This is a genomic window from Mangrovimonas futianensis, from assembly GCF_021245805.1.
Classification (GTDB): domain Bacteria; phylum Bacteroidota; class Bacteroidia; order Flavobacteriales; family Flavobacteriaceae; genus Mangrovimonas; species Mangrovimonas futianensis.
In genome coordinates, this window is the sequence record NZ_JAJJNF010000005.1 from 107962 (window position 1) to 121923 (window position 13962).

Below are 13962 nucleotides of genomic sequence, written 5' to 3' on the forward strand. Positions count from 1 at the left end.
AGAAAATCCCGCGAATTTGCTTTGAGGCAAACTTAATCGCAGGACTTTCTAACTAACCAACCAAAAAATTTATTCTATCTTCTATTCGATCTGTTTGATGCACTTCTTGTTTGTTGTGCATTTCTATTAGAATTACGTGTATTTGAGTTATTTGGTTTATTTACACGTGAGTTATTTCTATTATTTAACGATTTTCCAACACTTTGACGGTTATTGGTCGTTTTTCTTTGGTTTTCCTTAACAGAATTACCTGAATTCCTTTGATTGGAATAAGTTCTTTGAGAACCTTGGTTATTCATGGCCACTCGATTTCTTTGAATAGAATTGGATCTATTACCAGTAGTTCTTTGGCTTGCTTGATTCCTTGATCTACCTTGAGATGAGTTCACAGATCTAGAGTTATTATTTCTGCTATTAGAAGAGGCCGTTCTAGTTTGTGAGTTAGACCTATTGCTTCTAGTTGCTTGTGTTGCACGATTGTTTCTAGATTGGGCTTGGTTACTTCTAGTTGTTGCATTTCTTCTAGTTGTTGCATTTCCTCTCGTATGTGTAGCTAAAGCACTGTTTCTTCTTACTGTGTTACCACGTCTACTTGCCACTGCCGTTGTTCTTCTATAATTATTAACGTAAGGATTGCTGTAATGGTATCTTACAGGAGTGTAATACCTTCTGTAAGGTCTATTGTAAACAACACAATAAGGTGCTGGAGGAATCATATAAAATCGATGCCAAGGTCTATAAACATAAACACGATTATAAACATTGATGAAACCAGTACAATGTGTGAAAACCCTATTGTTGTAATGTACATACAAGCCTCCGACTCTGGATACATAACCAAATCCGTTGTAATTGATAAATACATTACCTATTTGAGAAACACGCCCATAGTAATCATAAAAAATAGGAGTGTTTTCAATTTGCACGACAGCACCAAAATCATCATATTGAACATAGGCACCATAATCATATCCAGAGTTAAAACTAATGCTTACTCCAGGAGCATTTACCGCTACGTTCACATTAGGACCATAACTGGGCATGTAAAAATCAAATTGACCATCAGGAAATATGGAGAATTCAATTCCGCCTTCTACAAAAATGAAAGAATTTCCATAACCTCTCAAAGTTGTAGATTCGGCATTGTTATCAAGATTTGTATTAGCACTCACCATGGGTATGGCTAATAATGTTGTAAATATAAGAGCTATTAAATTTTTCATTTTGAAAGGGTTTTGAATTAAACTCGTTTTAAGTTTTACAAACAACGTGCCAAAGATTTTTTGTTCTTTCTAATTGATAAGTGAATGAATTCTCTTTTTTAGACTATATAATTGATTATGAGGAGTTATATTCGTAGTTGATAGAATTTTTAATTTCCAAATGGATTCTGATGTACTGGTAAAATTTCCTATTTGTTGGTTACAATAAAAACTAGAATAATCTGTTTGAAAATAATGGGAGGAGAATAATGACGGTAATAAATAGATCAAACCATCAATCTTTAGACCTAATTAACCAAATATGAAAAACATTTCTACAGCTTTCATTTTATTTATTCTTCTCGTTTCATTTAAACCAAATTCTGGTAACATTCAAAAAGTCTATATTGATGGGTATGTGAAGAATTCAAACAAAGAGCATGTTTGCTTAAACTATGTTTCAAGAATTCGAGGGAACCTCAACTTTGATAACTTTAGAAGCCTTGTTACTCATATTAATTCAAGAGGCCAATTTAATTTTAATTCAGATCACATCACTGATGGGGCAAATTATATTTTAGAATTTAATAAGCATTCAATACCTCTTATTTTGTTTCAGGGAGATAGTATCCAGCTTGAATTTGATATGAAAAATCCAAGTAATTCCCTTTTTGTTGAAGGTCGAGGAGCTGGTAAAATAAATACACTACGATTAGAACAATTTGGATATAATAATTTTGATTTTGACAACAATAAGACCCTCACTGTATTTACAAAACATATTGAAGAGGTAATTACAGGACAAATAAACCTGTTAAATAGTATATATTATAAAGACATAAAAAGTGATTGGGTTCTTAAAGCCGATAACAAAGTTGAAATAGAAAAAATTATATTAGAATCTCCTTTGACCAGAAAAGAATATAATTTCCTAGTTAATCGTATAAATTATCAGCAATATACTTTAGTGACTCATTTTTTATCAATGATATCAGCACAAGAAAAGTCTGAGACCTTAGAAATTGACTTAAATTCAAAAGCCTTTGATGTCTTCAATAGCAATGCCTATAGAAGTTTAGATAACATAAATGATTGGAATTTTGGAAATAGCTTAGAAAGCATTTTGAAAGTAGAGTATTTACGAAATTTAAAACAAAGGGAAGGAGTTAAAATCACTTATGAAAATTGGCAATCTTTTTTTAGTGGACCTCGCTATGAAAACTATATGGAATGGGCGGCAAACTTCATAAAAAAGAATTTCAACAACGATATTTATTCTAAATATTTTTCAACATTATCTGGATATAGCATGACTTTGGGGTATGACCATAATATGTATTATGAAAAGCTAGACACAATGAACTCAGGGAATAAATATGTGTCAAGACTCAAATTCTTTAATTCTTTGTTGAAAAATGGACTGTACAATGCAGATTATGATCTAATTGACAATTTGTTAGATCATGAGCAATTTAATGGGTTGCTAGAAAATTATAAGAACAAGCCTTTATTCATTGTATTTTGGTCTGCGCAATTTGCCGGCTCATCTTTGGTAAATAATTTACCTGTAATAAAAGAGTTTGAAGAAACGAATAAAGAAAGGGTAAACGTCCTTTATATATGCATAGATAACTTAGCTCATAAGAACCTGTGGGCGGCAAGGATAATTGATAATGATTGGAAAGCTAAAAACTATTTTTTATCTATTGAGGGAAATGAATCTACATTAAAGAGCTTTAGTGATAAAAATATTTCTGCCTTCTGTTACGGAGGAGCAACGTATTCCTTTATTGCTAAAAATGGAACCATTACTAATGATATTCCTTTTCCATTCTATCAATCAGTAGAGGAAATAAATAATTTGACTAAATGAAAAAGGCTAGCCAAGTTAATAAGTTAAGTTGTTCAATTTTCTAGCGTTTATTTAGATAATAGTGGCTCCTCAATTTTTTGAATTTGGGCAAATAGGAGCACAATCCATTTTAAATACCTAAAAGTCCAACCTTTCTTGGAAATCCTTTTTTTAAATCCTTAAATCCCTCTAATAAAAATGATTATCTTTAGCAAGACTCCAATCTTAAAGTTTCTTTCCTACTATAATTTTTGAAAACCAATCATCTAAATCATGAAAAACATATTTGTAATCTTTATTGCACTTCTCAGTTTAGCCTCGTGTAATAAAACTTCCAATATTGAAAACAAACCTGTTATTGAAATTACTGGAATTGATGAAAACTTGAGGCCTGGAGATGACTTTTTTAGGTATGTCAATGCAAAATGGTATGATACGGTAAGTATTCCATCTACACAAGCAGGGGTGGGTGCCTATCGGTTTATGAATTACCCTCAACGCATTAAGTTGAAAAGTATATTGGATAGTGTTTCTAGTCATGAATATCAGGAAGGAAGTATCGAACAAATAGTAGGGGATTTTTACGCTTCGGGAATGGATACGATTACCATAGAAAAAAGAGGTTACGACCCCATAAAAGGAATTCTTAATAATGTAGAGGACATTAAAAATAAGTCGGAAATTATGAGGTTTGTAGCGGAAGCTATGAAGATGAACAACAATTCTTTTATGGGCCTATATGTAGGTCCTGATGATAAAAATAGTGCCATGAATATGGCGCATGCTTATCAAACGGGCATTGGGTTACCAGATAGAGATTATTACTTTAAAACAGATGCTGCTACTTTAGAAATTCAAAATGCTTACAAAGAATATCTTGCTAGCTTACTTCAACTTATTGGAACTGATAAAGATGTTGCAGTCAAACAAGCAAACTTGGTTTATGATTTAGAAAAGCAAATGGCCAAATCACATAAGACTAGGGTAGAACGACGCGATATCAAAGCTAATTATAACAAAATGGCAGTAGCTAACCTCAATACAGATCAACCATTCATTGAATGGAGCCAATTTTTAGGTTATTTGAATACCCAAACAGACTCAATAAACGTTGCACAACCCGCTTATTATGAAACCTTAAATACAATATTAAATAGTGTTCCTCTTAAAGATTGGAAAGTCTATTTAAAAGCTAAAACCTTAACAAACTATGCAAATTACTTGAGCACGCCTTTTGTTGATGCTTCTTTTAAATTTACAAAAGTACTTTCTGGTCAAGCAATTCAAAAATCACGTGGAGAAAAGATGGCAAGTGCGGTAGATGGCTATTTGGGAGAAGCTCTAGGGCAGTTATATGTCAAGGCCTATTTTCCTGAATCAGCCAAAGCACGAATGTTGGATTTGGTTAACAATGTGCAAAAGGCGTATGCAGCAAGAATTGATAAGTTAGAGTGGATGAGTGATAGTACCAAACAAAAGGCACAAGAAAAGTTGTTTGCCATCAGCAAAAAAATAGGTTATCCTGATGTTTGGAAAGATTATAGTAAAGTGCATATTGATCGGGATCAATACTTTGAAAATGTGCTTTCGGCTTCTGAAAATTTGTTTCAAACAAATTTGGATAAACTTGGAAAGCCAGTCGATAAAGAAGAATGGTTTACAACACCATCAACTGTAACAGCCTACAACAATCCTTCGGCCAACGAGATTGTTTTCCCCGCGGGTATTTTACAACCTCCATATTTTAACAATGATGCCGATGACGCGTTAAATTATGGTGGAATTGGGATGGTCATCGGACATGAATTTACGCATACTTTTGATGATCAAGGAGCGCAATTTGATAAGGATGGCAATGTCAATAATTGGTGGACAGACTCTGATTATAAGGAGTTTAAGGGAAGAATACAGCAAGTCATTGATTTGTATGATACCTTTACTGTTTTGGATACTTTACACATAAACGGTGCTATGACAGTGGGAGAGAATACTGCTGATATGGCGGGAATAGCCGTTGCCTATGATGCCTTTAAAATGACTCCTCAAGGTCAGGATACTACTAAATTGGGTGGATTTACACCAGATCAGCGCTTTTTTCTTTCGGTAGCTAAAATATGGCGTGTTAAGATGAAGGATGAATATTTGCGGTTATGGATTAATAATAATCCACATTCACCACCTATTTGGAGGGTTAACGGTCCATTAATGAATACGACACCATTTTATGAAGCCTTTGATGTACAACCTGATGAAGCCATGTTTCTGAAGGAAGAGGATCGAATTACTATTTGGTAAAAGAACGTTATATATAGTGGGATTTTTTCTACCTGATTAAAGTTCTGATGATAGAATTAATAATCTCTTTTTATGTTGAAATTATTTTTCAGTAGAATAAGTTAAGTTCTTATTGGATTAACAAATATTTAATTGACTCAGTTTATTTATGTAAATTTAGTTCAAGAACAATCATTTTAGTTTAACCAACAATGATATGTAAATGTTTGATAGTGGACAGAGAGCTTGGGTCTGCCCAAGTTTTAAAAAAGCATATTCATTCTATATGTCAAATGAAACTATTGGGCCTCTATCAAAGTAGCGCTAAAGCAATGATAGCTTTAAGGAGAGAATCTATTGATTTAATTTTTTTAGATGTGGGTTTGCCTGACCAAAAATTGATGGTATATCTAAATGAACTTGTCAATCCACCAAAAGTGATTTTTACTTCTTCAAATAAAAATAGGTCTATAGAAGCTTTTAGTTTTAATGCCCTAGATTATCTATCAAAGCCTATTTTATACGATCGATTTTTAGAATCGTTAACCCGATATTTTAACCATTATTATTTTAAAAGTCATGAGCTTAATGGTTTGAACAAGGAATATTTATATTTTAAGGCGGACCGAAAAATGATTAAGGTTTTTATTGAAAACATTAATTATATTGAATGTTTTAAAGATTACATTGTTATACATAGTGTTGACCAAAAGCAAATAAGGGTGAAGCAAACATTATGTTCCACAGAAGCTCTTTTACCAAAACATTTATTTGTCAGGGTTCACCGCTCATTTATTGTAGCAGTAAATAGAATTTCAGCTTTTTCAAGCAAAGAAATTGAAATTGGAGATGTGTCTATACCTATTGGTAGAAATTATGGACACATTTCGGAGCAATTACTTCAAGGTGAAATTTAGCAGTTGGTATTTGTCGCTAATAATTAAGTTTCTGTCTCTAAAACAGAACTATTTATCGACCATGTAGTTATGATTTTTTTTCTTTTATTAACTTTATGTTGATAGATTTAATAACTGCATTTTAGTTAAATAATAAATGTAGAAGCTTCCTAAGTATTTGTTATTAGTTGATTTTGAAAAGACGTTGCTATCTAGAACGATCTTGCCAAGTCTTGTTTAAACCTCATTAATTAATTCTAATGTCAATTACTCATGAAAAAACTATGTGATTGGGCTTCTTTTTATCCGTACATAATAGGAGCCTTTTTTTTGTTAGGTTGTTCTTCTCAAGACACCAACCTAATTGATGAAAATGCTGGAATCAATTCCAACATGGATGTTATTTCTGCACAAAAGAAATTTGACAAGCTTAATGTGTTTAAAGGTCCTCAAGTGGATTTTGGAAGTGGTAAAGTGAGATCTTGGATAAGTGTGGACAAAGATGATTTCCCTGTGGAATTGGGAATTGAGATTACGCCAGAGGCTCTGGCAGACCTGGAAAGTCTACCTGGAGATGATGTTATCACCTCCATTCCTTTTCATTTAAAAGCTAAACAACTTACGCCATATGAGCACATAGGCTTAAATTGGGAACCCATGGGACATGCGCCAGAGTTTTGGATCCCTCATTTCGATGTGCATTTTTTTGAAATTTCTGATGCAGAACGTTTACAGATTCCCATTTATGATGCTAACAACCAGGAAATTGTTGATGCGGTAAATGTATTCCCAGAAGTGAATAAAATACCGGTTGGGTTTCTTAAATTACCTGGGCAATTAGGATATTATCCTTATACGGGGAAACATTGGTTACCTGTAGATTTTTTAGAGGTCGATAATGATTTTGATACGGCCATCATCCATGGTTCCTACAACCAAAAACATGTTTTTTTGGAAACTAAATTTGCCTTAGACTTTTTGCAAAGCGCCAGTGAGTTCAGTTCAGATTTTACGCAACCTTTGCAATTTGAAAAATCGGATACTAATTACCCAACAAAATACAACATGTGGAAAGATGAGGGTACTGGTCACATTTTTTTGACCTTGAGCGACTTTGTTCCTAGGTAGAGCAAATCTATGGTAAAAGGTCTACTTATAGACCTTTTACCATAATTCTGAGTATCATGATCAATTTTGAAATTTGCATACAAATGAAAGCACTAATTACTATATGGCTCATTGGAAGTTTGTCTTCCATTTTTGGACAAAGAAATTCCAGCTCAATGAGCGGGAATCTAAGAACTTTGAATACATTTTATATGGAAACTATGGACATTTGTTCTTATGCCCAGTCAACGGATAATTTTGAAAGTTTTCTTTATACTTCACCAATTATTGCAGATGATTTTTGGGTGGAACCAGAAACCGAATTTTTAGTTGATCACCTATCAATTGTGGGGTCATTTTCTTCAGAAAACACCTTTGTTTTAGTTCAGTTTTTTGAAAACAATGAAAGTGGGGGGCCTGGCATCCCTTTAAGTGAAATGATAATATATAGTAATAGTTATCCGGACTTGCCAAATTATGAGTATACAAATCTTTATCCCATTTCGGTTAATCCAGGCTTTACAACATATGCAACGCAGTATGATTTCGATTTTGAAGAACCAATTACTTTTAATGGGGCCACAGAAGGTAAAAGGTATTGGATAGCGATAAGTATGGGGGATGGATTTGATTATGTGGAATATTGGGAAGTAGTTTATGATGATACTGAAGAAGTCCCAATGTATGAAATGAATTTTGATGGTACTAGCTGGGTATCTATAGGTTATTATAATGCCGTGTTTAATCTTTTTGGGACATGCGATCAATTAAGTGTGGATGATTTTCAACTATCCCAATTAAAAATTTATCCAAACCCAGTCAAAGATTTCATTACAATCGAAGATTCAAATCAAGTAAATTTGACATCAACTTTTTACAACATGTTGGGTAATCCATTAATGGAATCGAAAAATAAATTCATAGATGTATCAAATTTATCTTCAGGGATTTATTTGTTGAAAATTGAAAATGAACAAAACCAAAGTAAGCTATTTCGGCTTGTAAAAGAGTAAACTCTTCAATCCATTCAACGAACTAAATTTTGAAAATAGGTTCTTTTTAATATCTTTAAGACTGTGCTTTCCTTAAAATCCAAACCCATCAACAAAAGCACAAGGACAAATTTTTGTTTACTTTATGGTAAGATATTTAAAAGTAATTGTCATGGGATGTTTTCTTGTTTTCCATGTCATAGCCTTGGGTCAGGAGAATTATCCTATTCCAAAAAGGACACCTCATAGACTTTTTTATATTCAACATAGTTACAATCATAACACTTATGTTTATGATGCCAATTTAGATGGCAGCTATTTTAAAAAGAATAATCCGGTTAATGAATATCGTATTGTATACACCGAAGGTGGTGTAAAAAAACCTTTAAGCCCAATTCAAAAAAAGATGGCATACGGTACTCATGTACAATTTGTAAAAACCAATCTATATCGTTTCACTTTGGCAGCTTCCAAAGAACTTGTTTTTTTCTTAATTATGACAAGTAAAGGCATTCCTAGAGTATTTGTTAACGTTAACGGACGTAAAATTTATTTAGATCGTATGTTTTTGGAGCTGGATGATTCCTTAACGAGTCTTAGTGTACAAGCCAAGTATATTTTATTGGAAGGTACTGACTACACAACGGGAGAAAATGTCGTTGAAAAAGTTACTATGAAATAAAAAACCCTCCAATGTTGAAGCTATTGAAGGGTTTTATTTATTATAAGTAGCCTATTTTTTCAGTTTTTCTTTCTTTTTAACTTCACCGTTTTGTTTGTAATAATAGAAATCCTCATTATTTGAATTTGTGTAGGAATCGTTAAAGACTACTGAACCATTACTTGAGGCACTATCACCATATGTAAGGCCTGTATTCAGTCTGTTCACGTAACCGTAACTATGAACTAATTCACCCCAGTGGTTATAAGTCACCTTTAAACCTCCCACTTGAGTTAATAGACCATTGTTGCCTCGTTTGTAACTCATATAAACAGATCCAGCTCTTTTAATTTTACCATATCTGTCATAATTGATAAAAACATTTCCAATACGTCTTACCTTCCCATCTCTATCATGCTCTATCAATACACCCATTGCATTAGGTTGAGAATATCTTACGGGATTTCCTAAAGATGTTCTTGGAGCCCCAAAGGTTCCATTTATAGACGCTCTTCTGGTATTATTCCTGTAATACATATCACCTCCATATAAATTGCCTTCAAAATGGGTATTAAAATCAAAACTGCCATCAGGAAAAATCAAAAACTCAATACCGCGTTCTATAAAAGAAATGGGTTGGGCAAAATGATAGCGTGATTGAAGCTCAACATTTTTGATCATGGTATTCTCAGCTTCCATAGTAAGAATGGTTCCAAACATCATGCTTATTCCAAATAGTAAAAATTTTTTCATAATTTCTAAAATTTAAGTGATGCCTACTCTTTAGCTTTTCGGCTTACGCTATATCATTTGGAATCCAATATATGTGCCAAACTTTCTTGAAGTGTTTAAGTGATTGATTTTTAAAAGCTTTGATAACTTTGGTTTCTTTCGTTTTTGGTAGATTCTTTATCGTTGGTATTTGTTATAGTCATTATTTTTTTACTTTTATGAATGCTAATCCCAACTTTATGGCTATTAAAGAAACCACCTGTAAAAATTGTGAACAAATTTTTGACGATGCCTTTAATTATTGTCCCTATTGTGGACAAAATGATAAAGAGGAATTAACCATTGGTGTATTGTTTAGTAATACGATTGCCAATTATTTTTCTGTTGATGCCCGTTTCTTTAAGAGCTTTTGGCCATTAATGGCCAAACCAGGATATTTAGCCAGGAAATTTTTAGCAGGAAAACGCCTTCTATATCTGCATCCCGCACAAATGTATTTATTCGTGTCCGTTGTATTTTTCTTTTTGTTTTCATTTGTCGCCCGCAATCAAGAGGAAAAATTTGATCAAGCTTTGAAAAAAGATTTTGACCAGGTTAGACAAGCTATGGACTCAATTTCTGAACAGCCCGTAGATAGTGCAAAGGTTGATGAAGTTTTGCAAGTTTATAACGAAAACAAGGATCAGTTAGGATTAAAGGATTTAGATAAAAAGGAATTGGATTCTATTATAAACGCTGGAAGTACTGCTATTAAAAAGAATAAAAATAATGTTAAAACCAGTTGGGTTTTTGGTGAGAAGGAAAAAGAAGTTGATTCTCTGATTCAAGCAGGGGCTTCAGATGAGGAAATTTTGAAGGTAATGGGATTGGAGCAGGAGTCAGGTTACTTTAAAACAAGAATGTATCAACAAGGCTTAAAGTTTTATAGGAATAGGAGTGGAGGGTCTTTATTGAAAGCTTTCTATGATTCTTTGCCTATAGCCATGTTTTTCCTTCTACCACTATTTGCGCTTATTCTTAAGGTCCTATATTACAACAAAGGCCGTTATGCACATCATCTAGTTTTCAGTTTTTACTTTTTTGCTTTTGTTTTTGTGGTATTTAGCATCTTGGTGTTGGTTTCATTAATCTGGGCAAAATTTCCTGCTTGGGCCAATTTTTTAATAATCTTATCTACCTTTTTCTATTTAATGATTGCCTTAAAAAGGTTTTATGGTCAAGGTTGGTTTTTAACTTATATTAAAACTAGTATCGTTGCTACCGTTTTTGGTATTTTGATGATACCGGCATCCATTCTGCTTATGATGTTTGCCTTTATGTTTTATTAGATTAATGCAGTTTTTCTTTTAGGTATCTACCTGTGAAGGATTCTTCATTTAAGGCTATTTCTTCAGGTGTTCCTGAAGCAACTAGTTGGCCTCCCTTTTCACCACCTTCAGGGCCAAGATCTAGGATGTAATCAGCACATTTAATTAAATCCAAGTTATGTTCAACTACAATTATGGAATGACCAACCTCGATTAAGGCATTAAATGATTTCAAAAGTTTTTTAATGTCATGAAAATGGAGTCCTGTAGTGGGCTCATCAAAAATGAAAAGCGCTTTATCACTGCGGTTTCCCTTTCCTAAAAAAGTAGCCAATTTGATACGTTGAGCCTCTCCACCAGATAGGGTTGAGGAACTTTGCCCCAGTGTGACATAGCCCAAACCAACATCTTGCAAGGGCTGTAGTTTACTTTGGATTTTCTCTTGTTTCTGTTCAGTGAAAAATGAAATGGCGTCGTCAATGGTCATATTTAAAACATCATCAATGTTTTTATCATTAAATGTCACTTCCAAAACATCTTTTTTGAATCGTTTACCATTACAAGTTTCACAGGTAAGGTGAACATCTGCCATAAACTGCATTTCTATGGTTACTTCACCCTCTCCTTTACAGGTTTCACATCTTCCGCCATCTACGTTGAAAGAAAAGTGTTTGGGTTGGTAGTTTCTTATTTTACTAAGTTTTTGTTTGGCAAAGAGGTTTCTGATATCATCATATGCTTTAATGTAGGTCACTGGATTGGACCTAGATGAACGGCCTATGGGGTTCTGATCCACAAATTCAATTTGCTTGATGTTGGAAAAGTTTCCTTTAAGCTCAGAAAATTGGCCAGGTTTATCTCCAAAATCAGTAAGCTTCTTTTGAAGTACGGGATAGACAATCTTTTTGATTAAGGTACTTTTTCCACTACCCGAAACACCAGTTACCACGGTGAGCATTCCTAAAGGTAGCGTGACATCGATGTTCTTTAAGTTGTTTTCACGCGCTCCAGTAATTTCAACCTGATATTTTGAAGTGCGACGTTTTTTGGGTATTTCAATCTCCAGATTTCCGTTAAGGTAACCAGCTGTTAAAGACTTGGAAATGAGAATGTCTTTATATGTTCCAAATGCTACTACTTCACCACCCAATGTGCCAGCCTCTGGTCCGATATCAATAATTTCATCTGCCGCTTTCATGATATCCTCATCATGTTCCACAACAATAACGGTATTTCCGAGATCACGCAACGATTTGAGAACTTCAATTAATTTTTCAGTGTCTTTGGGATGCAGACCAATACTTGGCTCATCTAGAATATACATAGAACCTACCAAACTGCTTCCTAAGGAAGTGGCTAGATTAATTCTTTGACTCTCCCCTCCGGATAGGGTATTAGACTTTCTGTTTAGGGTTAAATAGCTTAATCCGACGTTAGATAAATAAGATAAACGATTGTTGATTTCTTTTAGAAGTCTATCGGCTACTTTTTGTTCAAATTCCCTCAATTCCAAATCCTGGAAGAAAATGGCTAGCTTTTCCAAAGGCATATCCACCAAATCAGAAATAGATTTACCTCCTACTTTAACGTACTCAGCTTCTTTCCGAAGGCGTTTACCATGACACGTTTTACATTTGGTTTTTCCGCGATATCTGGATAACATGACTCGGTTTTGAATTTTATAGGCCTTTGCTTCCAATTCGCCAAAAAACTCATTCAAGCCTGTGAAAAAGGAGTTGCCTTCCCAGATTAAGTTTTTTTGTTCTTCCGAAAGTTTGAAATAGGGTTTATGAATCGGAAAATCAAATTTATGGGAATTGTTGACCAATTGGTCCCTATACCAACTCATGCTTTCTCCACGCCAAGGAAAAATGGCATTTTCATAGATAGATAAAGCAGTATTAGGAATCACCAAATCTTCATCAATACCAATAACATCACCATAGCCTTCACATTTGGGACAGGCCCCGTATGGGTTATTGAAACTGAACAAATGGATATTAGGTTCCAGAAAATTCATACCATCCAGTTCAAACTTATTACTGAAATGCTTTTGTTTCCCGTCTTTAAGACTTTCAACAATACATTCTCCTTTGCCCTCAAAAAAGGCAGTTTGAGTGGCATCAGCCAATCGGTTATAAAAATCTTCATCGTTTTTAGTAATGATTCTATCCACCACCAAAAAACAATCGTTTGGAACCTCGTTGGGATCAATTTGATCTAATCTTAAAACTTGGTCGTTTATTTTAATTCGGGCATAACCCTGTTGTTGAAGTACCTTAATTTTATCAGGCATTTTGCGACCTTCCTCCAGATGGATTGGTGCCAAAAGCAAACACTTTTCACCTTCATCATAGGTTTTAATATAATCTAAAACATTGGTGACCGTATCTTTTCTCACTTCTTCACCAGAAATAGGAGAGAAGGTTCTTCCTATTCTAGCATAGAGCAGTTTTAAATAGTCATAAATTTCGGTAGTAGTGCCTACGGTAGACCTTGGGTTGGTTGAATTCACTTTTTGCTCGATAGCAATGGCGGGAGCAATTCCCTTGATGTAATCAACTTTGGGTTTATTAAGCCTACCTAGGAATTGTCTGGCGTAAGAGGATAAACTTTCAACATACCTTCTTTGACCCTCAGTATAAAGCGTATCAAAGGCCAAACTGGATTTTCCAGAACCCGATAAACCAGTAATTACAACTAGTTTGTTTCTGGGAATAACCACATCAATATTCTTGAGATTGTGCAGTTTTGCTCCTTTTATAATTATGTTTTGCTTAGGATTTACTTGTGAAATATCTGTTGCCATGGAATCTAAAAGACTAATCCCACAAAGATATCATTTGTTTCTTAGGATGTAAAATAGATTAATAAAGGTTTAAATGTTAAATTAATTGGTGAATTTGTTTTTTAGGAATGATTGTTGTTATATTTGGTTT

At 33.8% G+C, this 13962-nt stretch carries 10 protein-coding genes; 7 read left to right on the top strand and 3 right to left on the bottom strand.

The window, feature by feature from the left end; translation table 11 throughout:
* Positions 1 to 74: 74 nt before the first annotated feature.
* The gene (locus tag LOK78_RS09480) at positions 75 to 1223 is read right to left on the bottom strand and encodes a hypothetical protein (RefSeq protein ID WP_232634734.1); all 1149 of its coding nucleotides are present in this window, start codon (positions 1221 to 1223) and stop codon (positions 75 to 77) included.
* Between the two features lie 301 nt (positions 1224 to 1524).
* On the opposite strand from LOK78_RS09480, the gene LOK78_RS09485 reads away from it, so the two are divergent.
* The 6 genes from LOK78_RS09485 (at position 1525) to LOK78_RS09510 (ending at position 9005) form a co-directional block, all read left to right on the top strand.
* Complete coding sequence (locus LOK78_RS09485; protein ID WP_232634735.1) at positions 1525 to 3075, top strand: hypothetical protein; 1551 nt, start codon at positions 1525 to 1527, stop codon at positions 3073 to 3075.
* A 252-nt stretch (positions 3076 to 3327) separates the two neighbouring features.
* Positions 3328 to 5349 (top strand): M13 family metallopeptidase, encoded by a 2022-nt coding sequence (locus LOK78_RS09490; protein ID WP_232634736.1) that lies wholly within the window; start codon positions 3328 to 3330, stop codon positions 5347 to 5349.
* A gap of 212 nt (positions 5350 to 5561) precedes the next feature.
* The gene (locus tag LOK78_RS09495; RefSeq protein WP_232405856.1) at positions 5562 to 6245 is read left to right on the top strand and encodes a LytR/AlgR family response regulator transcription factor; all 684 of its coding nucleotides are present in this window, start codon (positions 5562 to 5564) and stop codon (positions 6243 to 6245) included.
* Between the two features lie 252 nt (positions 6246 to 6497).
* A complete protein-coding gene (locus tag LOK78_RS09500) occupies positions 6498 to 7352 on the top strand; it encodes a hypothetical protein (protein WP_232634737.1) in 855 nt (284 codons plus the stop codon).
* Positions 7353 to 7435: 83 nt separating this feature from the next.
* Positions 7436 to 8344, top strand: a complete 909-nt coding sequence (locus tag LOK78_RS09505) for a T9SS type A sorting domain-containing protein (protein ID WP_232634738.1) — start codon at positions 7436 to 7438, stop codon at positions 8342 to 8344.
* A 124-nt stretch (positions 8345 to 8468) separates the two neighbouring features.
* Positions 8469 to 9005 (top strand): DUF4833 domain-containing protein, encoded by a 537-nt coding sequence (locus LOK78_RS09510; RefSeq protein ID WP_232634739.1) that lies wholly within the window; start codon positions 8469 to 8471, stop codon positions 9003 to 9005.
* A 51-nt stretch (positions 9006 to 9056) separates the two neighbouring features.
* Here the strand turns inward: LOK78_RS09510 and LOK78_RS09515 are convergent, their stop codons facing one another.
* Complete coding sequence (locus tag LOK78_RS09515; RefSeq protein ID WP_232634740.1) at positions 9057 to 9737, bottom strand: hypothetical protein; 681 nt, start codon at positions 9735 to 9737, stop codon at positions 9057 to 9059.
* Between the two features lie 218 nt (positions 9738 to 9955).
* On the opposite strand from LOK78_RS09515, the gene LOK78_RS09520 reads away from it, so the two are divergent.
* The gene (locus LOK78_RS09520; RefSeq protein WP_232634741.1) at positions 9956 to 11044 is read left to right on the top strand and encodes a DUF3667 domain-containing protein; all 1089 of its coding nucleotides are present in this window, start codon (positions 9956 to 9958) and stop codon (positions 11042 to 11044) included.
* 1 nt (position 11045) lies between these two features.
* On the opposite strand, the gene uvrA is transcribed toward LOK78_RS09520, so the two are convergent.
* A complete protein-coding gene (gene uvrA / locus LOK78_RS09525; protein ID WP_232634742.1) occupies positions 11046 to 13832 on the bottom strand; it encodes an excinuclease ABC subunit UvrA in 2787 nt (928 codons plus the stop codon).
* Between the last annotated feature and the right edge of the window lie 130 nt (positions 13833 to 13962).